Here is a 25,748-nt window from a genome sequence, read left to right on the forward strand (position 1 = left end):
GAGGATAAACAGATGAGTTTAACGCATTGCAATGTGCATTTCTCACAGCAGCCCGACAAGGTGGCGTATATATCCACTGCCTTGTTGAAAAGCCTTAAGTTATCTGGAGCCAAGTCCATTCGTCTGCGACTTGGCAAGGATCAGATTCCCGCAACAGTAAAACCCATTCAGAAGGCGGGACGTCATCTATACTTGACCTCCGGCTTGCGCAACGCAATCCGTGTTCCCAAAAGCGGGTCTATTTATTTGCGGAATCTGGACGGAGATGTTCAGCTTGGACCGTTGATTGGAGTATTGTCTGATGCTACTAACTCCACCACCCGCCCTTTCGGATCACGCACAGGCTTTATTAAACAACTTTTGAAGGAAGGCAGCAAAAAATCTTATATTTTTGCCTTCACCCCACGGGATATCAACTGGCAAAATGATACGATTAACGGCTATTTCCTGTCATCCAGCGGGGAGTTTACACGTAAACTCGTACCTCTGCCGGACGTAATTTATAATCGTTTGCCGAGCCGCCGCTCAGATTTTTCCCCAGCGATTAATCAACTACGCGAACGCTTTTCCCGCAAACGAATTCCTTTCTTTAACTGGAGCTTTTTCAATAAATCCGATATCTATCATCTGCTAGAAAATAATCCAGAGGTTAACCGTTATGTCCCTGAATCCTATATGAATCCCAGCTCTGAACGTATCCGAGGTATGCTGGAGCGGCATCAATTTGCTTATTATAAGCCAAGTAGCGGCAGTCTGGGCAAAGGAATCTATCGTCTGTCCTATGTCCCCAAGCAAGGATACTATGTGAGGTATCGGAAGAAAAATAGCAATGTACTGCTGCGGTTTACCACTTTTAACTCCATGCTGCGGATGCTTCACTCCAATAAGGGACAGACGCTAAAAGGCTACGTCATTCAGCAGGGCATTCAGCTGATCGAGATTGATAATTGCCCGATTGATTTCCGGTTTCATATGCACAAAGACGGCAATAACCAATGGGTCGTCGTTGGCATTGGAGCCAAAAAAGCCGGACGTGGCAGTGTCACGACTCATATCAAAAACGGCGGTTCCCTGATGACACCCGAGCAAGCGCTCGGTCGGGTATTCGGAGACCGAGCGGGTGAAGTGCTTCAACGTGCCAAGAATGTAGCAGTTACGCTAGCAGAAGCCATTGAATATCACCACCAGCATCTACTGGGTGAAATCGGATTCGACCTGGGCATTGATCAGGATGAAAAGGTATGGATGTTTGAAGCCAATTCTAAGCCAGGTCGATCCATTTTTCAGCATCCATCGTTGCGTGCGGAGGGTAAAGCATCCGTGGAGCATATTTTGGACCACTGTCTTTACCTCAGTAAATTCCGCAGAAAAGAGGAACTATGAATACCCGGGCGGAGCAAAAACCAGTTGTTGCTGTATTGACAGTGCACGACGATGAACAATTTTTCAAGGGAAATCAGCGAAACTTCAGGGATATTCTAGAAACGGGAACGCGCATGGGGTATCAGGTGTACATTGTTACTGTCAGGGACTTGAAGCTGGCAGATGAAACAGTGAAGGGCTACATCTACAACAAAAACTCACAGATATGGGAGGAACAAGATTTCCCATCTCCACAGGTCATTTATAATCGTATCCCCAACCGTAATTATGAACTTAAAACTTCTGTGCGCGCAAAGCTGGATGAAATTTCACATGCCTCAGGTGTTGAGCTGTACAATCCGGGCTTTTTTAACAAATGGGAACTGTTCAAATGGCTCCGTACCTCGGAATCCACTCGTCAGCTTGTTCCAATTACCAAACGGTTGAGCAACCTGTCTTCCTTAGGAAAAATGCTGTCTGCATATCCATACCTGTATCTCAAACCGGAAAACGGTAAAGCCGGAAAGGGAATTATGATTCTCAGATTCAACCCTGAGCATCTGATGGCATACAGATTGACCATTCAACATGACAAAAAAAGCATAACCTACCGATCTGTATCCTTGTCTCGGTTATGGGGACGTATTCGCCGAGAAACAGGCAACTCGCCTTATATCATTCAGCAGGGTATCGATCTGGCAACCTATCAGAAAAAGCCCTTCGATTTGCGGCTTCTGGTGCAAAAAAATGCCCGTGGCGCATGGAGCATTACCGGAGTAGGCGCCAGACTAGCGGGTAAGGGAAGTATTACAACACATGTTCCGCGTGGGGGAAGTGTGGAGGATCCGTTCAAGCTGCTATCCTCAATCTTTGGACCTGAGGACAGCACAGATTTGCTGGATAAGGTTAAAAGTACGGCCATTCAGATTGCACGTCAAATTGAACGCGCATCCGGTCTTTCTCACGGTGAAATGTCTATGGATTTGGGCGTAGACACACTCGGGACCCTCTGGTTTTTTGAAGCCAATGCCAAACCGATGAAATTCGACGAGCCCGAAATCCGTCAAAAATCACTTAGACGTATATTTCAATACAGCTCCTTTTTGGCCGAACGAATGAAATAATCTCAAGGAAGTGGAATCATGCCGCAAATTAGCGATGTTCAACATTTGCCTGCCCGGAGTTGGGTACTGAGACGACGACAGTTGCTGTTTCTGGCTCGCAGTTCGGGCGGCATGCGCATTACTCGCAATGCTCTGCGGCAGTTGGCTGTTTTAACGCCGGAGCAATTGAACACCCCTGGCTCCTCCCTCCTGTGCGCATATGTGCGCACGGAGAAGGGGCTACGGATTGCGGGATTTTCCCTCGCTCTGAATTATGGGAAAGATGCTTGCATCGTGATTGTTCGTCCGCTTTACCGGGGCCGCAGACTGGGCGCTAGACTGCTGTCCGCCCAGCTCCAACAGCTGCGCCGTCTGACGTGCAGCGTAGCCACCGACAATATGGCCAGTCTCAAAACCTGTTTCGGCGCTGGACTTATTGCGCATGAAATGACGACTGGACCGACGGGAAAGCCCACGCTGATATTTTGTGGGGAGTTGTCCGAAGATGAGCAGACGGCAGAGGAAGGTGGAATGCTGTGCCAAAACCTGTCCTAGGCATCATGACTTTGTATTTGAACAGTAAGAAGCAACTGGAGGAACGTGACATATATGAACGCATGATCGCAGAAGGCAAAAGGCTGGGGCTGGATATGTATGTGTTCACTCCTGCGGATGTCCATAAGGATCGCAGACTGCTCCTTGCCCAAATTTATGATCCACATAGCGGTAAATGGACTCGAAAATGGCGGGAATTTCCGGATATGATTTTCGACCGCTGCCGAGTGCAGCGCAGTGAGCGGTATCGTCAATTAAAGAAATTCCGATTGCAGTATACAGACCTTGTTTATTTAAACCGACCGCTGAGCAATAAATGGGCCATTCATCAGCAGCTTGCGAGAAAGGCTGCCTTTCGCCCCCATCTGCCTGCAACAGAGCCGTTCGATGGATTTCATAGTGTAAAGCGAATGCTCAAACAGAATTCACTAGTATACCTCAAGCCAATTAACGGCACAGGAGGCCGCGGCATTTTACGCATTGAGCCTGTTAACAAGCAGAGTGGCCTGTATCTGATTGAGGGACGCAATCGCAAGCGCCATATTATTCCCCAGCAACGGGTACGTCTGGATCGTCTGGAGCCGCGTCTGAGCAGCTGGAACATGGATAACTATATTGTTCAGGAAGGCATTCCTGTGCAGTTGCCGAATGGCAGGGTCCATGATTACCGTATGCTGGTACAGAAAAATAGCCAGGGAGTATGGGAGCTAACGGGATGTGCCGGGCGCATCGGGGCACATCGGAGTGTCACTTCCAACCTGCATGGCGGAGGCAAGGCAGTACCGATGAAGCAATTGCTGACGCAATGGATTCGTGATGAAGGCCACAGAGAGAAAATCATCAAGCAAGGGGAAAAGCTCGGACTGGACATTGCTGCATATCTGGAAGAAAGCTATGGGGCATTATGTGAGCTTGCGCTCGATTTGGCAATTAATAAGGACGGTCATATCTACGTGCTTGAGGTCAACCCGAAGCCGGCTCGCGAGGTATTTTCACGCATTGGCGAAAAAGAAACCTATCGTCGTGCCATCACCAAACCTATGGAATATGCCCTATGGGTCTACCACACTCAGATTAATCCGAAGCCGCAGACGGAACAAAAAGCAGAAGAACAAACAGAAGATAAGACAGAAAGTAAAACAAAGGAAGGCTCCGCCTAAGTGGCTGCCTTCCTTTGTTTTGTTATCTGCTTAACATCGTTTGCATGTATTATTTATATGGTACGCCACAGCGATTTATAACTCTTATCTGCGTTTTCACCGTTACTCTGCGTTTTTATAAAGCGTAAGCAACTGCGTAAAGTCTGTAATAATCGCATCGGACCCTTCCAACTCATCATTCACACCAAATCCAGCATAAGCACAGCCGATCACTGTCTGTCCGTTCTTTTTGCCAGCTTCCACATCTGAGGAACGATCTCCTACCATCCATACATTCGAAATATCGTGCTTGCTCAACAGAATTTCTAGCAAATTCACTTTGGAAAGCGTACTGTATTCCCCAGCGCTGTACAGTCCTTCAAAAATAGGAACCATTTCATACGCTGCAGCGATCCCCTTTACATAATCCTCCAGCCCGTTACTGGCTACGAATAATCGGACACCTTGCTCATGAAGTGCCTGAAGTGTTTCTTTTACATGTGGATACAGAGCATGACTTCCATTCTTCAATCCCTCCAGCTCCAGCTGAAGCAACAACTCGTCCGCTCTTCTGTGAGCCGCTTCACTGGCTTCTGGCATCACTCTTCTCCAGATTTCATCCAGCAGCATACCCAAACTATTCAAAATAAGCTCCTCGGGAGGAGTCTCTCCTTCATAAAGCCCTTCGGCGCGCAGCGTATCAAACAGCTTGTGGTACGCAGGAAGCAATAGCGTCTCTGTCTGAAAAAGCGTACCGTCCATATCAAATACCATAGCCTCAGGTTTCTTCAACACAGGTGCATTGTTCATGTAGTTATCAGTCATTCCTTTCCTATGTAAGTTTACACTCCAACCCCTCTCATGATAAGCAATAAGAGAGGTCTGTGTAAACCTCATTGCGCATACCGTTAACTCTTATATTTTTTTAGAACAGTCCTAAAACAATGTAAACCGCCCCACATATCTGTGTGTAGAGCCCCCCGTGGAAGCTTAAGATCCACACCACTCCAATACGAAAACCCCGCTTCTTCTATCCATTGTTCCATCGTTGAAAGATCCACTGTAGGATAATCAAATGTCAACAGAAGCATGCCGTCATCCCGTAAAGTTCGGTGAAATTCACGCAAAGCTGCCAAAGATTCATCGGGGGTTAAGTGCTCCAACACTGATATACATACAATTTTGTCAAAACTGGCATCCTCATAGGGCAGAGCAGTTAAATTGGCATGTGCGGAGTGGAGCCGAACCGGTAAAATCTCCTGAATGCGCTCAGCAGCCTCCTCTCCAATATTCCGCCGCACCTCGGCCAAGATAGCATCTACAGAAACGATTCGTATATCCAGATCGCAGGCATAGACCTGAGCGCAACGACGGGCCAGCTCAAATTTGAATGGATGAGGGATTCCACATGCCGCGTCCAATACTGTATCTTGCCCGGACATAAATTGGAGACACCACTCATACTCATAGGGACGACTCCACCAGCTTTGAGGGAGTCTGTAAATCATATTGGACGAATTGGGATCAGAATATACAAAAAAGCGAGACAGATACGGGTCAGCCATATTCATGAATGTAGCCTCCTTTGGAGATGTTTAGATTACTCTTGCTACACAGCATAATTCATGACCCCGTTTCTCACCTTGAAGCTTAGCCAACAATCCCATTTGCTCTGTAAAGGCAAGCTCACCGTACAAAGGATGTGCTTGCAGCAAGGCATCCAAACCAGCAGGAAGCTGGCGGGTGAACAAAGCCACCGGGCGCAAGCCGGACTTTTCCAGCAAGAGCGTCAGTGTATGATCCGAATAATGGTACAAATGATCTTCCTCCGTAAATAAAGGTGAGTGAACGCCATAAGCCTCGTTGGTAAACGAGTTTTTATTGGGCACCGTAATATATAACGTTCCATCAGGTTGAAGCTGATCACGCAAATCCGTCAAAAATTTGATCGGGTCCGCGATATGCTCCAGTACATGCCAGCATGCTATGGCTTCGTATTGGTGCTCCAGAGGTAAGTCGGCTTCTTCCTCTAAACTTTCAGTCTCAATCGCTTCCTGATCTTTATAATCTTGATTAATTTCTAGAGATTGTTGAATTTGAGCATCTAGCTCTGTTTCACCGTTCCAATAACCCGGTAATAATTCCACCTCATATTTGCACTTGGCATAGGCACGCGATTCACTGGACGGCTCAATGCCCACTGCATTCCAGCCAGCTTGAAGGGCAGCATGGATAAATTCTCCAGTCCCTGAACCAATCTCAAGCAGCTTTCCTTTTTTGGGACTGAACATATCGAGCAACATAAGTCCAAAAAGAGCATGATCCCCATAGGTGGACGTCGCCGCACTATCCCGCATAGCAACCCAATTGGCATTATAAATCTCTGCTATCATTTCCTCAGACTGAATATGATCTACATCCTTACGAAAAACCAATCCACAGGAGCCGCATCCCATCAAGGTAAAGCGTTGATAATCATGAAATACTACCGTGTCAGATAAGCCACACAGTTTGCATTTTACACTCTGCTCTGCTCCTTTCCCCTTCTCCGTAGCATAAAAGGTGTCCTTGGCTTCACTTTTTATTTGTAGTTCGGGTTTGTTCATGACCTGTACACTAGCCACCTTGGCGACATCCAAGGCGTTCACCTGATGGTCAGGTTCATATTCTGATGTAGGTTCTTTTTCTGTATTTTTGTTGTCCTGATCCACCCAGAGCGTGAGTCGTGGATTCGAGTCCAAAATGGATTCATATTGCTCTTTCCATCCATAACGAGCACTTGGGTCAAGCAGCTGGTACCGCTCAAATTTAGCCATGCGAATAGCAGGTGTATACCATCCCCAATGCTGAATACGGTAGTTGCTGATCTCTGTGGGAAGGTCAAGTACATTTTCGGGTAATCTCCCACAGTGCAAGGACTGCTCCTTCCATTTATAAGGGAACCCCTCTTTATATCGAATTAAAAAAGGACGGTAATACCGATGAGCCTGCCAATAGTCATCATCACGGTAATGCGTCGAAGACCACATATCAAACAACCTGAAACAAATCGTATCCGCTTTCGTTCCCGCTAACAAAGAATGTACCCCTTGGGCAAAGCGGGATTCGAACATTTCGTCAGCATCCATGCTTAATATCCATTCGGGAGAGGAAGCCAATGTCTCTCTCCACTGCTGCTTTCGAAGTTCGACTTCATTGATAAAAGAGGGTGTTTCATTGCGGATCAGACGCAGAGGGATTCCTTGTAAGATTTCCCGGCACAACGCTCCGCTATCGTCATGACTACCATCATCAATAATGACTGCTTCATCAATGTATTCCCGGTGACTCAGCAGCACGTCTGTAAGCTTGCGATCTGCCTCATTGCATACCGTCATGGTCAGCGTCAATTTAGGATTAGAGACAGGCGGTGTATAAAGCTCACTTTGTCGTGGACCAGTGAACGCCGGGGGTACAACAAACGAATCTGCCGTGTACTTGGCAAAGACAGCAGTTTCGCGGAGATCATCGGGTATAACTGGAGGTTCGTTGAATTTAGGGGTTCTTGACGATGCGGGACGATTGAAGGCTGGAGAGCTTGGAGAAATATCGGAGTGTTCCGCATGTGTTACATGCTCTGGGCGGTTCGATGTAAAGTACTTTAGGGTGAATAATAGCTGTTCTGCCTTCATTCGATCGGCTTCCCGATATAGATGCATTGCCGGATAGTGTGTGTCTACAAAAAGTGGAAATCCAAATGCAGCCGCTCGAATACAAAAATGTCGATCTTCTCCCCAATAAGAAACGTTTTTGATTTTACCAAAATGAATCCCTGCTTCCAGCGCCCGTCTGCGGATTAAGGTACACGCGCCTAGACCACCCACCTCATACAAACCTGGAACATGCAACTGGTGTATAAAATGCAACTCACGTTGCGCTCGCTCCTCTGCCGACAACACTTCGCCATCTTCACGATGGAACAAGTTATATTCATCACTAACCCACACTTGAGGCAATAGCGGTCCTTCCGGTTGCCAGCGTGTCCAGAAAATCTCTGATACAATATCCTTCTCCGTCTCCACCAACCTGCACAAGGTACGGGAATGGAGAACCAGGTCTGAATCGACCAGAAACAACGCGTCATAATTGTGCTGAAGTGCATAATCAATAAGACGATTTTTAAAGCCAGCCACTTTCCAGACAAGCGCAGGCGGCCAATAATGAGTGTGCTCATCACTTCGGGTTTCCACTTGCTGCGAGCCTGTTAACAAGGGTAAAACCCGTCCCGGAAGTCGATTGGAAAAGTCAACTAGCCACTGGCTTGAAATCGGATTGTCATTATCATCGACAAACAAATAATCCGGTAGCACGTCAGGTGCCTCCAGACGCTCCAATGCTTGAAGGAACAAAGACAAAATTTCCGGCTTCTGGTGCACCGGGCTGCCGATTAGTATACGCATGTGTCAACGCCTCCATCAGGCGGAAGCCTCATAACCATTCCCCCTCCATGTCCTAACGCATACCATAATTGCGACCAAGCGATATGGGAGTGAGCGTAGTATGAATGGACTTACACCTGGAAATATCAATGAAAACGACATCAATACAAAATACAATCTCCCCATTCAACGATAAAACCCATCCTGTCGCACATCCTAACCCGGAACGTCACCCACATCTTCAATCCATACCCTTCCCCCAAACATCCAGCTTTGATTTTCTAATTTATTAGAGCAGAACTGAATTTATGATCATCATATCCCCTTACATGTTCAAACCGAATTACTACATAATGAGCAAGCTATCCTAATAAAATGGAAATTATACCAAGTTTTTTGGGGAGGGACAAAGAGCATGGTGACTGTCAGCTTATGTATGATTGTCAAAAACGAAGAAGAAGCCCTTCATACCTGTCTGAAATCAGTCCATGACCTGGTGGATGAAATCATTATCGTTGATACTGGATCTACCGATAGAACCCAAGAGGTCGCTGCATCATTCAACGCTCGGATATACAACTTTGAGTGGTGCGATGATTTCTCCGCTGCCCGTAATTATGCGTTTGATCAGGCCACGCAAGAATATCAATTTTGGCTGGATGCCGATGACATACTGGAAGAAAAAGATCGACTATCCTTTCTCAACTGGAAAAAACAAGCCACCCTCTCTTATGACAGCATTACAATGGATTATGTGCTATCCGTAGATGAACAAGGACAGCCGTTGTATAAGCTCAAAAGAAACCGAATTGTACGGCGTGATCGCAGATTCAGATGGACCGGATTTGTTCACGAGTTCCTGAATGTAACAGGCAGCATCTTTCATAGTAATATGGCGGTGACTCATAACAAAACACGAGCTTATACTGCTCGTAATTTGCACATATATCTCAAGCATCGGGAGCAGGGCACCGTATTTTCTGAACGAGATCACTACTACTTCGCCAATGAATTATATGATAACGGACGCACACTAGAAGCCATTCAGCAGTACGAACATTATCTAGGGCTAAATCAAGGATGGATAGAAGATCGGATTGCTGCTTGCTTTAAGCTTGCGGATTGCTACGGTCGTCAAGCACAAAAACAGGAGCAACGGATGGCACTGCTCCGCACACTTACCCTCGATGTACCACGCGCCCAATTCTGCTGTGCTTTCGGCAATTTGTTCATTGAAGATGAGCAGTATGCTCAAGCCATTTATTGGTTTCGTCAGGCGACGCTGATTGAGCCCCCGCAAAATGTGATGGCCTTAACCAATTCGTCGTACTATACCTGGTTTCCACACTTGCAATTATGTCTCTGTTATGACCGAATCGGTGACATCGAAAAAGCAAAATCGCATCATCGCATAGCCCAGTTGCACCATCCTACTCATCCAAGTGTTTTATATAACGAGCAGTATTTTGCACAGCTAGACCAAAAATAATATTCTGTTGAGCGCCATTAAAAAAGTCGATTTCTTTTGTAGTAAATCGACTTTATTAGCTACAATCTGCTTTGTTTACAAGTTACTAGTTTTATAGATAGGAAAGGCCACCTGCACGTGATGCTTGCAGATGGCCTTTCCTATTCGTCATACAAGACTCCTTCAGAACACCTTTTTCCGGTCTCTTTCTCCCTTCAAAATTTCTACTGACTCACGGAAACGCAACGAATGAATCACCTCACGTTCACGCAGAAACTTCAAACTATCCTGCAAATCCACATCGTCTGTCAAATCAATCAGCCACTGATATGTAGCTCGCGCCTTTTCCTCTGCCGCAATATCCTCATACAGATCAGCAATCGGGTCACCTTTAGCTTGGATATAGGCCGCTGTAAAAGGCACTCCGGAAGCGTTTTGGTAAAATAACGCATGGTCGTGTGCCGCATAATATTCGCCTAGACCGGCTGCCTCCATTTGCTCCACACTCGCATCCTTGGTTAGCTTGTAAATCATAGTCGCAATCATCTCGAGGTGCGCAAATTCCTCAGTGCCGATGTCATTGAGTACACCGATCACTTTATCGGGAATCGTATACCGCTGATTCAGATAGCGCAATGCCGCTGCCAGCTCGCCATCCGCTCCGCCATACTGCTCCATCAGCAGTTTAGCCATATGAGGATCACATTTGCTGACACGTACGGGATATTGCAGTTTTTTCTCATATACCCACATTTATGTTCCTCCTTTATACAAAAGGTTGACGATTCCCTACCTATACCTGCCACGGCCAAGGTGATTGGCTCCACTCCCAAGGATACTTGGAATAGGCACGACCAAAATTCTGTAAGGGTCCATATAGGAGTTGATACTCGTTAGCAATCGCCGTTCTTTCCTGTGTCAGCTTGTTGAACTGTTCGATGGCCTGCAAATCATCCGGGTGTGTATCCAGATACAAATTCAGTTCCACCAGCACAAAATCCACCGCTTGGAGCTTCTCCAATAGCGCATAAAACTGGGCATCACCCGGCTTGGTTTGAGGCGCATAGGCTTGGGGCGTATAACCTTGGATCGGTTCTCTGGGTTGACTATAGTCCTGGGCTTGATTTTGATACTGGTTCTGATATTGATATTGGTTCTGGTATTGATATGAATTTGAATAAGGGCTTTGAGACTGATTCGGCTGTTGATGTCCACCCTCAGGCTGATTTGGCTGTTGGAATTGATTTGGGGACTGACCCTGATTTGGATTCTCCATTTTATTCGCCTCCCCCCTGGTTTCTCCTAGGCTCATAAGGACTGTAAAGCAATGGCCATAGCGTTCCTTTCGTCAGTGCTTCCTCTGGACTGAATTGTGGCAGACCAGGGGGCTGAAATTGTATAAACAAGTTTGGCGGGAGCACATAAGTCTTGCACAGAACGGGCGGACACGGATCGAACGGGCCGACAAACGGGGCATACTGACCTTGCTGTGGAAATTTCACGGGCCGGGACCTCCTTTAATTGATCCATCTGCTTTACTATTCAACATATGCCGCATCGCCCAAGTCTCGAACAAAAAAATAACGGATACAAATTTTTGTTCAAAGAAATAAACTATCGAACTGCTGCTCAAGCTGATTATGGCATCCTCCCCGCTATCTATATTTCGATTGAATTGCAGTAGTAACTAACTCAAAAAGAGCCTTTAAAACCACGATAACGTGGATTTAAAGGCTCTTTCTTTCAGCACTCTATATAACTACATATCTGAACTAATCATGGCTATCTCTGTGGATTAGGATTCCTCATCGTTAGAAAGCTCATCTTCAATGACAGGCTCAGTTTTACGGTGAATTTTCACTCTCATAATGCGAAGCCTTGTTGCTTCCTCCACTTCAAAGGTCAGATTATAAAACTCTATTTTCTTCCCTTTCACCGGACTGCCTTCCAATTCCTTGAACAGCCAGCCTCCGATGGAATCCACTTCGTCGTCTTCAATGTTCACTCCAGTTAAATCATTCACATCCTCAATGAGCATACGACCGTCCACAGAGATAAAGTCTTCCTTCATTTCCACGCTTGGACGTTCATCCTCAAACTCATCATAGAGATCCCCGACGATTTCCTCCAGAATTTCCTCCGCTGTCAGCAGACCGGCGGTTCCACCGTATTCATCCACCACGAGAGTCATTTGGGAATGCTTTTTCTGCATAAGGCGTAGCACATGACTTACTTCCATGGACTCAGGCACGTTCAGAATAGGACGCACCACCGAGGCCAGATCCAGTTGCTCACCCTGCTCGGCTAACAGAAGATCTGTAATATGGACAAAACCGATAATCTGATCTTTATCCTCGACTGCTACCGGGTAACGGGAATGCTTGGTCTCACTGATAATCTTCAAATTTTCCTTAAACGACAAATTCGTGTACAAGCAATCCATATCAGTACGCGGCAACATGATTTCACGAGCAAGCAAGTCGGAAAAATCAAAGATATTATCCATCAGCTTGATTTCATCCTTATCGATTACACCACTCTTGGCGCTCTGATTCATCAATATACGGATCTCTTCCTCAGAATGTGCCGCTTCGGCTTCACTCGCCGGCTGAATGCCGAATGCCCGTAACAACATGTTTGCGGCAGCATTTAACACCCAGATTACAGGTAGAAAAACCTTATAAAAAAGCAGCAAGGGCGCCGATAAAAACAACGCCACACCTTCAGTCTTTTGAATCGCCAAAGACTTGGGAGCCAGTTCGCCCAATACAATATGCAAAAAAGTAATGACGCAAAATCCGACGACAACGGATACCGTTGTAATCAGTGTACCGTCAGTTACACCGAGTTTGTGCATGAGTGGCTCTATCAGGTAGCCGGATATTGCTGGCTCACCAATCCAGCCTAGCCCCAATGAGGCCAGCGTAATGCCCAATTGGGTGGCAGACAGATAAGCATCCAACTTTTGGTTCACCTTCAGCGCATAGCCTGCCAGGCGATGACCCTCACTTTGGAGCTGCGTCAATCGGGATTGGCGCATTTTGACCAGCGAAAACTCTGCGGCCACAAAAACACCGTTTAGAAAGACAAGCAGCAGTACCAAGAAGAGATTCACCCCTAGCAATCCCCAATGAAACTCGGTATGACCATCCAATACGAACTCCCCATTTCTTTAGTTAGCATTTTGCACCATTCGACTTGTAAGTTATTCAATTCAGTATTTATGATTGAAAACTGTAATTGTAATCATGTAAAAATGCTTATAATTGCAAAGCTTTTCTTGATTTAAAGTCTACACCCTTGTAATACATATCTGCTACGAGTAGATTCGGTCCGCAACACGCAGCCGCATCGCAATGACAGTTCACGGTCTGATTCAGCGGATGCTCATTCAGCCATTCACCGAAAATATTGTCCAGACTGTTTTCCTGAATGTTTCCGAAAGCTGGAATGTCTGCAAAATCCGTCACATATACGCTACCCGTGAACATATTCACATTTACACGGTTTCTTCCGTCTGGATCATTACGCACCGTAATATTCGGTTCTTGACGCAAGCGACGAAGCAATTTACGGTCTTCCTCCCGCTCAGAACAAGCAAAGAACGGTAGTGTCCCAAATAACATCCACATGTCCTGATTTCGCACATCCAGCAGCTTATCAATAGAGTTCCGCATATCGTCAAGGGACAGTACAGGCAAGGCAGAAGCAAAATTCGATGCGTACATCGGATGAACCTCATGTCGGCGGCATCCCATTTCGTTGATCAACTGATGAATGCCTTCTAGCTTCGTATGTGTCCGATAATTAATCATGGACTCAGCTGAAATGAACATCCCCATTTCGCTCAATCTGCGTGCATTCTCTATCATTTTTTCATACAGGCGCACAGCACCCGCGCGTGGAGTCGGACGTCCGGTATTTGCAAATCCCACTTCATAAAAATCGTCTGCATTTAAATAATTAAACGATATATGCATGACATCCAGATACGGAAGCATCTTCTCATATCTTCTGATATCCAATGTCAGGTTGGAGTTAATTTGCGAACGAATACCGCGCTCTTTAGCATACTTCAACAGCGGAACGATCACATCGTCCACTGTTTTATCAAGCAATGCAGGTTCTCCGCCTGTAATACTTATTGTCTCCAGATGCTCAACTTCATCCAGCCGCTTCAGCATCAAATCTAAAGGAAGGAAAGGGGCCTCCTTCATAACCAGCATATCGCCGACAGCGCAATGCTCACAGCGCATATTACATAAATGTGTTACGGTCATTTCCACACTTGTAAGCAAATGACGACCATGTGTACGCAGTGAGACAATCGGGTCCCACGGATCATACGTTGGCGATATTTGGGGTAGTGTGTTATTTTGTAGAACTGTCATTATGTTTTCACCTTATTTCTGTTATTAACCTCAAAAGACGTATAATTATCATATCATGATGTGTAAAGTGCCTGCATGCTTTCTTCCACATCCTCTGCTAATCTACGCGTACTCCTCCGAAAGGGCCGGTAGCAGCGCCTAATGTATTTGTAATCATAACCGAAAGGGATACGGATAAATCCACATCATAAGGCGCCTTCAGTTCCTGCCCATCCCGGTCTCTTACAATACGAATGACAGGCCTTTGCGGGATTTTGGAATGTATACGCACTACGACTCCCTCTTCCCCTGTGTTGAGCATTACAGAAAGCCCCAGAGGGTAAATAGCTACACAGTCACGAAAGGCTTCCAGCATCCGCTGCTCATACAGCGTTCCTGCCCCGGCGTATAGCACCTCCATTGCTTCATAAGGCAACAAAGCCTGCTTGTAGATTCGACTTGCCGTCATCGCGTCATACGAGTCCGCCAGACCGATCCATTTCGCATATTCGTGGATTTGGTCCTTCTTCCAACCGTGTGGGTATCCACTACCGTCAATACGCTCATGATGCTGTAATGCACAATGAGCTGACAACAAGGGAATCCCGGGTTCGTCTTTAAGTAGCTTATAGCCGATCACTGTATGTGTTTTCATATGCTCATATTCCTCGTCCGTCAATTTACCCGGCTTATAGAGCACTTGAGGTGAAATCTTCATTTTACCGATATCGTGCAGTAATGAACCTATCCCTAGCTCCATGAGCTGATTATTATCGTAGCCATTGGATATCCCCAGGACTAGTGAATACAAGCATACATTCAAAGAATGATGATACAAATCCTGATCCGCGGCCCCGATATCCATCAACATAATGATGGCATCCTGGCGGCCTCCAATATCGTCCAGAATCGATTCCATGACCTTATAAAATGACTTGCCAAAATATTTGTGCTTATGATCTACGGAGTAGGATGACAAACCCTGAAACTGCTTTTTGATTTCCTGTAGCGCCGCCGCCCTTGTCTGTTCATGGATCATCTCGGGTATGACGATATCTTCTGTCACAGCATCCTCAATGTATACATATCCAATTCCGACTTGGCCTAGACGTTCAATCAATCGCGAAGTAAGCTCAACACCTTCCGAGAGCAGCACCATTCCATTTTCATTGTATATTTTTTTGCCCAGCTTCATGCCGGCTCTCAATAATGTAACAGGTACCAGTCGCAGCTTAATCCTCTCCCGATTGTTTTGATACCTGAAGCCACCTAGCTGCAAAACATTCTTCCATCGCGCCCGGACGCTTCAACTCCATTTCAATCAAATCCCGTAAAAATTCTGGAAGCATAAATCGGAGATCTGTTCCGTTCGCAAGCACCTTATAGCCTGCTTTGAAAGTGAACATATCCAACGTGCCCACTGTGTATTCCTCATCTTCTTCCAAAGGTTGACCCGCTACACGAATGTCCGTCACTTTTTCATAAGGAGCACGGTCCGGATCATACTGAATGGTCAACCCTTCCACACACATCGTGCCCAGCACTTTGCCTCTGAAGCCAAAGCCCGACATGGGCTTGTCTGTAAATTCAGGCAGCAAAGATTGCTCCAGGGCCAACCGAATGTCTCTTCCCCGCAACTTCATAACACAGGGATTAATCGGCGATGGGCATAAGGAATGCAGTATTCCTTTGCTAATATCTCCTTGAGGCAATGGACCAAGCAGTTGACCTGCATTGACGAGGGCAATTTCGGTTCCTGTAAAATGGGACACCGATTGTGCCAGCAAATTCCCGAAAGGGGACTCCTCATTATAGGCGATCTCCAATTCCCGATCTGTTACTGCTACCGTGCTCTCCATGGCGCGTTCTGCTTGTCTGCGATGCAACACAATGGCCGATGCCACTTTTTCGTCTAGCAGCGTCTGATCCACAGGAACTACGCCGCCTGAGGTAACTCGAAACGGTTCAAGACTATGGTTACGGGTTAGCGTCACTTCACCGAGCAACGTTCCGAACTTCCCAGCCCCACATAAAACGGTGTTCCCGATCCGAAGCGGTTCCTCCAGCACATGGTGGGTGTGACCACCAAGGATAACGTCAATCTCAGGAAACTGGGACGCTAATTTCTCATCAGAGGGTAAACCCAGGTGAGACATCACGACCACCACATCCACCTGCTTTCTGAGTGACGCGATCTGCTTCCCCAGCACCTCAAACGGATCGAGCACATCCCAGCCCAACAATTGATAAAACTCTGTAAAAGGAGCCGTCACACCTAGTAAACCGATCTTGATTCCTGCTTTGTTTAGAATAACAGATTCCTTCATCCACAAAGGAATCCTCCCCGTAGCACGCTCTGTCAGATTGCCACATACAACTGGACAATGAATGCCCGCATATGCCTGTTCAATCATATCCGAGGTAAAAGTCAGTCCCTCATTATTACCGATCGTAATTGCATCGTATCCTGTCAGATTAATCACATCCACATTTGCCCCACCGAGCGTTCCTTCCGTTTCGGGGGCCATCCGATCCATGTGGTCTCCTATGTCCAGCACAAGAAGCGCATCCCCTGATGCAGCTTTTCGTTCATTAATCATCGCGGCTATCGAAGGCATACTGCCAAAATGACTATGGATATCATTGGTATGCAAAATGGTCAACGTTTGCCGAGTCGTCATCTCCATAACCGCCCTCCTCTATATTTTATATATCGACTTTGGAGCTTCTAATGTTTAAGCATACCATGTTATTTAGCAATATGGTACATATGAGGTGGACATAGATAGTGAAAATCATTGACATTGCCTTCTATATGTAACTCAGAGGAGACGGGTCCTTGGGACCTATTTTACAGCTTGGAATAATAGTAAATTAGTCGTTGTCATCCCATATAATTCTTGATATATTAAGTTTGTTTCGTATTTTCGACAAATTTACGACAAGGAGGTTAGCACATGAGAGTTCACGTTACCGATGCCAAGCCGGGAGATCGCCTCAAATCCGATACATACAATGGGCACGGTGTACCTGTCTTGATTCAGGGCACCGAGCTTCAGCATGACGATATTTCCAAGCTCATTATGCATGGTGTCGATTATATTGACATTGATGCTGGTTCTACGAGCATTCCGGTTGGCTTTGCCCCCGATGTTCCTGCTTCCCCCGAGTCCCTCAAACGCGCCGTTCCCCTCATGGAGCAAACGATCAGTGGCTTTGAAAGCATGTTCCTCGAAGCTTCCTCAACTGGAAAATTTGATGAACATCGAGTTGATGAGCTGTTCGCCCCTCTTGTTTCAGAGCTGGCTCGTCAAAAAGATGTCGTATCTCTACTGTTAATTATGGAACGGGGAGATCACTATACCTATAACCATTCTCTCCAAGTAGGTATACTGTCATATTACATTGCCACTTGGCTTGGATATACAGAGGAAGAGGCATATGCCGCGGGAAAAGCTGGATATTTACACGATATAGGCAAGTCTATGATACCAGATGAAATTTTAAATAAACCGGATAAACTAACACCTGAAGAATTTCATGAGATGAAGAAACATTCTCTGTATGGCTATGATATTATTCGCAATTCAACCAGCGATGATATTTCAGCAATTGTCGCCTTGCAGCATCACGAACGCGAAGACGGAAGTGGATACCCCCACGGACTGTTCAAGGAAGAGATTCATCCTTTTGCCAGCATAACAGCTGTTGCCGACGTATACAGCGCGATGATTTCCAACCGTGTGTATCAGACAAAACAGGAGTTGCTCACCGTATTACGTGAGCTGCACAGTATGAGTTTTGGACATCTGAATCCAGAAACTACCCAAGTGTTCATCAGACATATGCTTCCGAATTTTATTAATAAGCAGGTTCTATTGACTACAGGCCAGACAGGAACCATTATTCTGAACAATCCTGTGGATTACTTCAGACCGTTAGTAAGAATTAACGACGATGAATATATAGATTTATCCAGGGAACGCCATGTATCCATTGATGAGATTTATCTGGAATCCTGATCTGCCACTGCCACCCGGCGTTACTTTGTTTGTATGGAATGATTGTTCGAAGCATAGGTTACACGAATGAAAAGAGACTGTCCTTAATCCGTAGGTTTTTCCTACAAAGGACAGCCTCTTTTTGTGTTACGGACATAAGCCTAGTTACTATCTGTATTTATATATTTAATCCTAGGAATTAAGATCTTGTAGACCTGGGCTATGTTCATTAGGCAATTCAGGCATATACGGAAGAGGGAAGCCTTCTGGAGGGTCAATGACATTCAAATCCCCACCGTTTCTGCTTGGAGTTTGCCCATTGAATATTTCTCCAATACGGGTAGAATCCAATCGAAAATTAAACTGTGCATTGTGAAAGCCCATTTCAACATACTTCCGACATTCTGGATACTTGTTAATATCGTAGTTTGGAACCGGGAACAATTTTCCCCAATCCACTCCAAGTGTCTCTAATGCTTTGGCAAATGCATTTTGATGAGCATTATCCCGTACAATCAAAAAAGCCAATGTTTCCCGGAATGTTTTGTTCGAGCTCATTTCGTAAATTCGAGATTTTTGCAGAACCCCTGTAGATTCGAGTACGAGATTATCAAGCAAATCACTAATCAGATTGCCGTGGGAATAGACATAACTGCCTAACCAAGGATTACCACTTGCATCAACGGGTAAGGAACTTTGAGCTCCCATAATAAAATGATGAGGGTTGGCATATTTTATCGCTTCATCCAAAGGAGCATGATCAACTCCAGCATCGCCGGCTTGGTCTTCACCTGAGCCAGTCAGAAGTTGATTTATGGTATGTTGGACCAGTTCAACATGACTAAGCTCCTCTAGAAAAACTCCTCGAATCAAATCCCTATATTGAACAGCATTACCACGAAAATTATTACTTTGAAAGAAAAACTGCATCATGGTACGCATTTCTCCAAATCGACCACCCAATACCTCCTGAATCACTTTTGCAGCAGCTGGGTCGGGTTTATCAGGTACTATTATGTTAATTAAATCTTCTTTATAAAAATACAATACCAAAACCCCCTTAGAGTTTTATTTTGAAGTGAAACATATGCTACCCTTTTTTATCATTTTTATACAAGTCAAAGAACCAGAAAAGTTATTTTCATGAAGGATTCTATCATTCTAGCAGTATTAGGGGATTTTATGGTTAGGCATATCCTCGTTTTGTTGCGCATTGAATGGGTTAATATAGCATGGATTCACTAAACTGCTTTTAACCTATAGGAGGACTAATTATGTTTAGACATCAAAAAGAGTTGCAGTTCGAAGTGAAAGTAGAGCGACCTGACCCTCTATTTGCCCGACAGGTACAAGAAGTTTTGGGAGGCCAATTTGGAGAAATGACCGTGATGATGCAATATTTGTTTCAGGGGTTTAACTGTCGCGGTGATGAAAAATATAAAGATATGTTAATGGATATTGGAACAGAAGAAATAGGACATGTGGAGATGCTGTGTGCTTTAATTAGTCAATTACTTGATGGGGCTAAACCAGAAGATCAGGAGCAAGCTGCCAAAGACCCTGTTACAGCTGCCATTATGGGAGGAATTAACCCGCAGCACCTGCTGGTCAGCGGTCTTGGTGGATTGCCTACTAATTCCAATGGAGTTCCATGGAATGGTTCTTACATTGTGGCTAGTGGCAATCTTTTGGCAGATATGCGGTCCAACCTGCATGCAGAGAGCCAAGGTCGATTGCAGGTAGCAAGACTATATCATATGACGCAAGACGAAAGCGTTAGGGCTACATTACGGAAAATGCTAGCACGCGACCGCTATCATCAATATCAATGGATGGCGGCAATTCAAGAATTAGAAGAAAAAAATGGTGTTGTGGTACCGGCTTCCTTCCCTCCTGAAGCAGAGCAAGAATCTCAGCCTGAAGCATATGAGTTTTGGAACTTGTCAGAAGGCGAAGAATCTAGTGAAGGTCTGTGGGCAACAGGAAGTGCGCCGGATGGAACCGGAAGCTATGTATACATCTCTAACCCCATTGCCAAAGGACAGATCTATAATGCCAAAATACCAGCAACCGAGTTGCATCATGACTTAGACCATAAAACTTCAGATAAATAAATATGTAGAAGCGAGCTGTCCCAACTTTTGGGGCGGCTTTGGCTTTTTGTCGACCTATTAAGGATCTGTAAACCCACTTCAAACGTAAACACGTATTTACACGTAACCAAAAAAAATAGAAGAAAGACGAACTTAAAAAAGTTCGCCTTCTATACTAGCAGGAGATCCGAGTCGGTACACAATCGGCCTCTGCTTCAGTCAAACCATCGTTCATTAAACAAGAGGTTCCTCAATCAATGTTGCGAAATTAAACTGGTGTACATGACCATCATTTAATGTAGTCTGGCCCGTAACGAAATGTACGTGTTTTCCATTTCCGACTGGAATAGCTGGTCCTGTTCTAATCCTTCTCAGATTATGAAAATGGTTCACAAAATCAGTTTTCGTAAGATCAATTTCGTGGACATGACTTCTTCCAACTCGAATCGCTTGCCCAGTAACACCTGCAAAGCGGTGGTTATGTCGGTCTGCGCCTGCTTCAGCCAGTTTGGTACTACCTTCAAATTCATGTACATGCCTCTGTGTCTGTTTAGCTGAGATTGTTTTCTTCTTGACTACAGGTTTATTCTTCTGCATCCGTTGCCTGCCTCCTTATGTTTTGCAGTTTTTACAGTATCCTATTAAGCAAACATAGTTACGTGCTAGGCGATTATCTGCAGTCCTAACAATAAATTTTTGGTTTCACATGGCATTAGAAAAAAAGAAGAAGACGAACTTAAAAAGTTCGCCTTCTACATTTAAAAGGAAATTCGAGTCGGCACAAAATCGGCACGACTCGGATTAAACAGCTTTAATTACCTCAAGTACCTTGTCTCACAAAGGGTTACCGCGTTTTAACCGATACTACCTTCCATTTCGAACTTGATCAAGCGGTTCATTTCTACCGCATATTCCATCGGTAGTTCTTTGGTGAACGGCTCAATGAAGCCCATAACGATCATTTGTGTTGCCTCAGCTTCGGTCAGACCACGGCTCATCAGATAGAAGAGTTGATCTTCCGATACTTTGGACACCGTTGCTTCGTGCTCAAGTGTAATATCGTCATTCATGATCTCATTATAAGGAATAGTATCTGAAGTTGACTGATTATCCAAAATCAACGTATCACACTTAATATTCGATTTTGCACCTTGAGCCTGACGACCAAAGGAAGCTAATCCGCGATACGTTACTTTACCACCGTGCTTACTGATCGATTTGGATACAATGGTGGATGTAGTATCTGGTGCCAAGTGGATCATTTTCGCACCTGCATCCTGATGCTGGCCTTTGCCTGCAACAGCGATGGACAAGACCATCCCTTTCGCTCCACGACCTTTCAATACAACGGCAGGATACTTCATTGTCAGCTTGGAACCGATGTTGCCATCAACCCATTCCATCGTTGCATTTTCTTCAGCAACCGCACGTTTAGTTACCAGGTTGTAAATGTTTGGTGCCCAGTTCTGAATCGTTGTGTAACGAACGCGTGCGTTTTTCTTACAAATAATTTCAACCACAGCACTATGCAGCGAGTTCGTGCTGTAAATTGGAGCTGTACAGCCTTCTACATAATGCACAAAGCTGTCTTCGTCAGCAATAATGAGCGTACGCTCAAATTGACCCATGTTTTCCGAGTTGATACGGAAGTAAGCCTGCAATGGAACTTCACATTTCACACCTTTAGGCACGTAGATAAAGCTACCGCCTGACCATACCGCACTGTTCAGGGCCGCAAACTTATTGTCCGCAGGAGGTACGACTGTGGCAAAATACTCTTTCAGAATCTCAGGATGCTCACGCAACGCTGTATCGGTATCCATGAAAATGACACCCTGCTCTTCCAGGTCCTTTTGCATGCTGTGGTAGACAACCTCGGATTCATACTGTGCGGATACACCAGCCAAAAACTTTTGTTCCGCTTCAGGAATCCCTAGTTTATCAAAGGTTTCCTTAATTTCTGTAGGAACCTCTTCCCACGTTTTCCCTTGCTTCTCGGAAGGTCTTACATAGTACTGGATATCATCGAAATCCAGTTCATCCATGTCTCCGCCCCATTTTGGCATTGGCATTTTTTCAAATTGCTTCAATGCTTTCAGACGGAACTCCAACATCCAATCCGGTTCACCCTTAATTTTGGAGATTTCCTTTACAATTTCCGGAGTGAGACCCTTACCTGTTTGGAAAATGGACTTGTGCTCGTCACGAAAGCCATACTTATACTCTTCCATTTCCGGTGCTTTCTTGGCCATGTTTCTCAAACCTCCTCTGTTCTATTTAAATTATTTATCTTCGTCAATCCCTTTGCGCAGCGCGTTCCAAGCCAATGTCGCACATTTAATGCGAGCCGGGAACTTATTGACCCCTGACAAAGCTTCCAATTCTTCATAATCATCAAATTCGACCGCTTCGCCCTTCATCAGAGAGGAGAAGCGACTCGCCATATCCAAGGCCTGATCAATCGTTTTTCCTTTGACCGCTTCTGTCATCATCGAAGCCGAGGACATACTAATCGAGCAGCCTTCACCTGTAAAACGGGCATCCTCGACTACGCCGTCTTTCGTTTTGAGTTGAAGGGATATCCGGTCACCACACGTAGGATTATTCAAATCCACCGTAACAGCATCGTCCTCAAAACGTCCGCGATTGCGCGGATTTTTATAATGATCCATAATCACGCGTCGGTACAAGTCATCAAGTTGCATCGCCAAAATACTCCTTCGTTTGGATTAAGGCGCTGACCAGAGCGTCGATATCGTATTCCGTGTTATAGAGGTAAAAGCTGGCACGTGCAGTTGCACTGGCTTTCAACCAGCGCATCAATGGCTGGCAGCAATGATGGCCCGCACGTATGGCCACCCCTTTGCTATCCAGTACAGTAGCTACATCATGCGGATGCACATCATCCAAGTTGAATGTTACAAGCCCGACATGACGTTCAGCAGGTCCGTAGATCGTCAAACCCTCCACTTCACGGAGACGTTTGAGTGCATAATTCGATAGACGGCTCTCATGCTGTGCAATGGCGTCTAGTCCGATGCTTTCCAGAAAATCAATGGCAGCTCCCAAGCCAACTGCCCCAGCAATAATCGGGGTGCCACCTTCGAATTTCCAAGGTAGCTCCTTCCATGTGGATTCATACAATCCCACATCGTCGATCATTTCACCGCCAAACTCAACGGGCTCCATGTTTTCCAGCAACGCCTTCTTGCCGTAGAGTGCACCAATTCCTGTAGGAGCACACATTTTGTGACCAGAGAAAGCATAAAAATCAGCATCTATGTCTTGCACGTCTACTTTCATATGTGGCGTACTTTGTGCACCGTCGACAACGATAACTGCACCTTTGCGATGTGCAATAGCAGCAATCTCTTTGACCGGATTCACAACGCCAAGCACATTGGAGACATGCGCAATCGCAACAATTTTTGTGTGTTCTGTGACGGTTTTCTCCACGTCTGCAAGATCAACGCTACCGTCCTCTTGAAGCGGAATATATTTTAAAGTCGCACCAGTGGCTTTGGCTACCTGTTGCCACGGAATCAGATTACTGTGATGTTCCATCGGAGTGATGACAATTTCATCACCCTCCTTACAGTTAGCTCTACCGTAAGAAGAAGCCACCAGATTCAGCGCGGTTGTTGTCCCGCGTGTAAAAATGATTTCCTGACTGCGCTTGGCATTCAGAAAACGGGCTACCTTCTCCCTCGCACCTTCATAAGCATCCGTAGCACGGCTACCCAAGGTATGCACACCACGGTGTACATTCGAATTATCAAACTCGTAATAGTGCTTGATCGCCTCGATGACCGCTAGCGGCTTTTGCGAAGTGGCCGCATTATCCAAATAAACCAGCGGATGACCGTTAATCTCCTGATGTAAAATCGGGAATTGTTCACGGATCAATGCAGTGTTCATTGGCCTAACTTCCTTTCAACAAGGCTTTGCAGCTGATGTTGAAGTCCTTCGAGCGGAATTTCAGATACGACAGGTGCCAGGAAGCCATAAATAATCAGTCGTTCAGCTTCTGCACGGCTAATTCCGCGGGACATCAAGTAATACACTTGCTCACGGTTAACCTGACCAACCGAGGCTGCGTGTCCAGCCGTTACATCATCTTCATCAATCAACAGGATCGGGTTAGCGTCACCACGTGCTTTCGGGCTGAGCATCAGTACACGCTCCGTTTGCTGACCGTCTGCTTTGGTAGCGCCTTTTTCAATTTTCGTAATTCCGTTAATGATGGAAGATGCTTCTTCACGCATAACTGCGCGTGTAATCATCTGACTAGCAGAATTTTTACCAAAATGCTGTGCTTGTGTCGTATAGTTCAGCTTTTGTGAACCAGAACCTACAGCAATAACCTTGGCATCCGAGTTGGAGCCATTGCCTTTGAGCACAGACATGGTATTGCTCGCTGTATTGCCGTTGTTCATTTCGCCTACAATCCATTCGATAGCAGCGTCATTTCCGAGCGTGGCACGACGAATGGAAATATCCGTTACTTGCTCTCCAAACTGATGCACTGTCGCATAGCGTACTTTAGCGCCTGCATTCGCAACCACTTCTACCGCACCGTTATGAAGAACAGGTGCCGCCAAATCTGCAGATACATAGTTGTCTACGTACGTCACGGAACTATGGTTTTCAGCTATGAGCAGCACATGCGGCGCAAAAGTTGCAGTCGCATCATCCGTGAGGAACACAGCTTGAAGCGGTACGTTCAGTTCTACATTTTTAGGCACATAAGCAAATACTCCACCGTTCCAGAGTGCTGCATGCAATGCCGACAATGAATTTTCTTCAGCCTTAATAACAGTGTTCAGATGAGCTTTGACCAAATCAGCATGCTCTTTGACCGCCGTTTGCAAATCCGTGAAAATGACGCCTTGCGCCGCCAATTCCTCGCTCAGCTTCACGTATACCGCACCAGAGTTGCGCTGGATGATCAGACCGCCCTCTTGCTGTTCTTTAACCAGATCAGCAATGGCTGTAGGAACCTCGCCTACAGATGCAATGACCTCGCTCAATTTATGTTGACCGTAGTCGTTTAAATCCCAACGTTCGATTTTTGTTTTTTCAAATACCGGAAGCTCCAGTTGGCCTGCAAGCTCAAGTGCTTTTTGTCTGTCTTCGGCCAGCCAAGATGGCTCGCCATTACGTTCGGACAGAACACGCAGTTGCTCGGAATCTACCGGAAGGATTGTTTGTGTTGTCATCAGTTTTCCTCCTCGCTTCC

General features: G+C 45.7%; 23 protein-coding genes. 7 read left to right on the forward strand and 16 right to left on the reverse strand.

The genetic code is table 11. The features are described 5' to 3' along the window. The first annotated feature begins 12 nt into the window (after window positions 1-12). The 4 genes from C400_RS0102835 to C400_RS0102850 are packed head-to-tail and all read left to right on the forward strand — an operon-like array spanning window position 13 to window position 4,180. Window positions 13-1,383 (forward strand): YheC/YheD family endospore coat-associated protein, encoded by a 1,371-nt coding sequence (locus tag C400_RS0102835; protein ID WP_016819609.1) that lies wholly within the window; start codon window positions 13-15, stop codon window positions 1,381-1,383. Further along, window positions 1,380-2,486: a YheC/YheD family endospore coat-associated protein gene (locus C400_RS0102840; RefSeq protein WP_017425918.1), complete on the forward strand. Its 1,107-nt coding sequence runs from the start codon at window positions 1,380-1,382 to the stop codon at window positions 2,484-2,486. The genes C400_RS0102835 and C400_RS0102840 overlap by 4 nt, the downstream gene beginning before the upstream one ends. 18 nt (window positions 2,487-2,504) lie before the next feature. Then, entirely contained in the window at window positions 2,505-3,020 is a 516-nt protein-coding gene (locus C400_RS0102845) for a GNAT family N-acetyltransferase (RefSeq protein WP_016819607.1), read from the forward strand. After that, entirely contained in the window at window positions 3,002-4,180 is a 1,179-nt protein-coding gene (locus C400_RS0102850; RefSeq protein ID WP_017425919.1) for a YheC/YheD family endospore coat-associated protein, read from the forward strand. The genes C400_RS0102845 and C400_RS0102850 overlap by 19 nt, the downstream gene beginning before the upstream one ends. Window positions 4,181-4,282: 102 nt before the next feature. Here the strand turns inward: C400_RS0102850 and C400_RS0102855 are convergent, their stop codons facing one another. The 3 genes from C400_RS0102855 to C400_RS0102865 form a co-directional block, all read right to left on the reverse strand. Further along, a complete protein-coding gene (locus C400_RS0102855) occupies window positions 4,283-4,984 on the reverse strand; it encodes an HAD family hydrolase (protein ID WP_016819605.1) in 702 nt (233 codons plus the stop codon). An 83-nt stretch (window positions 4,985-5,067) separates the two neighbouring features. Continuing rightward, window positions 5,068-5,730: a class I SAM-dependent methyltransferase gene (locus C400_RS0102860; RefSeq protein WP_017425920.1), complete on the reverse strand. Its 663-nt coding sequence runs from the start codon at window positions 5,728-5,730 to the stop codon at window positions 5,068-5,070. A gap of 24 nt (window positions 5,731-5,754) precedes the next feature. Continuing rightward, window positions 5,755-8,598 carry a bifunctional glycosyltransferase/class I SAM-dependent methyltransferase gene (locus C400_RS0102865; protein ID WP_017425921.1) on the reverse strand — a complete coding sequence of 948 codons (2,844 nt, stop codon included), beginning with the start codon at window positions 8,596-8,598 and terminating at the stop codon, window positions 5,755-5,757. A 394-nt stretch (window positions 8,599-8,992) separates the two neighbouring features. On the opposite strand from C400_RS0102865, the gene C400_RS0102870 reads away from it, so the two are divergent. Further along, on the forward strand, window positions 8,993-10,066 hold the full coding sequence (locus C400_RS0102870) for a glycosyltransferase family 2 protein (protein ID WP_016819602.1): 1,074 nt from the start codon (window positions 8,993-8,995) through the stop codon (window positions 10,064-10,066). A gap of 162 nt (window positions 10,067-10,228) precedes the next feature. On the opposite strand, the gene C400_RS0102875 is transcribed toward C400_RS0102870, so the two are convergent. From C400_RS0102875 to C400_RS0102910, 7 genes are all read right to left on the reverse strand, one after another. Continuing rightward, window positions 10,229-10,798 carry a manganese catalase family protein gene (locus C400_RS0102875; protein WP_016819601.1) on the reverse strand — a complete coding sequence of 190 codons (570 nt, stop codon included), beginning with the start codon at window positions 10,796-10,798 and terminating at the stop codon, window positions 10,229-10,231. 40 nt (window positions 10,799-10,838) lie between these two features. Next, complete coding sequence (locus tag C400_RS28380) at window positions 10,839-11,321, reverse strand: spore coat protein CotJB (protein WP_016819600.1); 483 nt, start codon at window positions 11,319-11,321, stop codon at window positions 10,839-10,841. A 1-nt stretch (window position 11,322) separates the two neighbouring features. Further along, window positions 11,323-11,547: a spore coat associated protein CotJA gene (locus tag C400_RS0102885; protein WP_016819599.1), complete on the reverse strand. Its 225-nt coding sequence runs from the start codon at window positions 11,545-11,547 to the stop codon at window positions 11,323-11,325. Window positions 11,548-11,840: 293 nt separating this feature from the next. Further along, complete coding sequence (locus C400_RS0102895; RefSeq protein ID WP_016819598.1) at window positions 11,841-13,199, reverse strand: hemolysin family protein; 1,359 nt, start codon at window positions 13,197-13,199, stop codon at window positions 11,841-11,843. Window positions 13,200-13,305: 106 nt separating this feature from the next. Then, window positions 13,306-14,436: a radical SAM/CxCxxxxC motif protein YfkAB gene (gene yfkAB / locus C400_RS0102900; protein ID WP_013370310.1), complete on the reverse strand. Its 1,131-nt coding sequence runs from the start codon at window positions 14,434-14,436 to the stop codon at window positions 13,306-13,308. 97 nt (window positions 14,437-14,533) lie between these two features. Beyond that, window positions 14,534-15,694: an HD-GYP domain-containing protein gene (locus tag C400_RS0102905; RefSeq protein ID WP_017425923.1), complete on the reverse strand. Its 1,161-nt coding sequence runs from the start codon at window positions 15,692-15,694 to the stop codon at window positions 14,534-14,536. Next, a complete protein-coding gene (locus C400_RS0102910; RefSeq protein ID WP_017425924.1) occupies window positions 15,648-17,102 on the reverse strand; it encodes a bifunctional metallophosphatase/5'-nucleotidase in 1,455 nt (484 codons plus the stop codon). Before C400_RS0102910 ends, C400_RS0102905 begins: the two co-directional genes overlap by 47 nt. 270 nt (window positions 17,103-17,372) lie before the next feature. On the opposite strand from C400_RS0102910, the gene C400_RS0102915 reads away from it, so the two are divergent. After that, window positions 17,373-18,437: an HD-GYP domain-containing protein gene (locus C400_RS0102915; RefSeq protein WP_017425925.1), complete on the forward strand. Its 1,065-nt coding sequence runs from the start codon at window positions 17,373-17,375 to the stop codon at window positions 18,435-18,437. 171 nt (window positions 18,438-18,608) lie between these two features. Here C400_RS0102915 and C400_RS0102920 read toward each other — a convergent pair whose 3' ends face one another. Beyond that, window positions 18,609-19,463, reverse strand: coding sequence for a manganese catalase family protein (locus C400_RS0102920; RefSeq protein ID WP_017425926.1), 855 nt, complete (start codon window positions 19,461-19,463; stop codon window positions 18,609-18,611). 227 nt (window positions 19,464-19,690) lie between these two features. On the opposite strand from C400_RS0102920, the gene C400_RS0102925 reads away from it, so the two are divergent. Continuing rightward, a complete protein-coding gene (locus tag C400_RS0102925) occupies window positions 19,691-20,530 on the forward strand; it encodes a manganese catalase family protein (protein WP_016819592.1) in 840 nt (279 codons plus the stop codon). A gap of 213 nt (window positions 20,531-20,743) precedes the next feature. Here the strand turns inward: C400_RS0102925 and C400_RS0102930 are convergent, their stop codons facing one another. From C400_RS0102930 to sufD, 5 genes are all read right to left on the reverse strand, one after another. Beyond that, the gene (locus C400_RS0102930) at window positions 20,744-21,106 is read right to left on the reverse strand and encodes a YmaF family protein (RefSeq protein WP_016819591.1); all 363 of its coding nucleotides are present in this window, start codon (window positions 21,104-21,106) and stop codon (window positions 20,744-20,746) included. Window positions 21,107-21,363: 257 nt separating this feature from the next. Then, window positions 21,364-22,761: a Fe-S cluster assembly protein SufB gene (gene sufB / locus C400_RS0102935; protein ID WP_016819590.1), complete on the reverse strand. Its 1,398-nt coding sequence runs from the start codon at window positions 22,759-22,761 to the stop codon at window positions 21,364-21,366. A gap of 30 nt (window positions 22,762-22,791) precedes the next feature. Next, entirely contained in the window at window positions 22,792-23,214 is a 423-nt protein-coding gene (gene sufU / locus C400_RS0102940; RefSeq protein ID WP_013309555.1) for a Fe-S cluster assembly sulfur transfer protein SufU, read from the reverse strand. Further along, window positions 23,204-24,427, reverse strand: a complete 1,224-nt coding sequence (locus C400_RS0102945; RefSeq protein WP_016819589.1) for a cysteine desulfurase — start codon at window positions 24,425-24,427, stop codon at window positions 23,204-23,206. Before C400_RS0102945 ends, sufU begins: the two co-directional genes overlap by 11 nt. Beyond that, entirely contained in the window at window positions 24,424-25,728 is a 1,305-nt protein-coding gene (gene sufD / locus C400_RS0102950) for a Fe-S cluster assembly protein SufD (RefSeq protein WP_017425927.1), read from the reverse strand. The genes C400_RS0102945 and sufD overlap by 4 nt, the downstream gene beginning before the upstream one ends. Between the last annotated feature and the right edge of the window lie 20 nt (window positions 25,729-25,748).

The organism is Paenibacillus sp. ICGEB2008, from assembly GCF_000307675.1.
Lineage (GTDB): Bacteria > Bacillota > Bacilli > Paenibacillales > Paenibacillaceae > Paenibacillus > Paenibacillus polymyxa.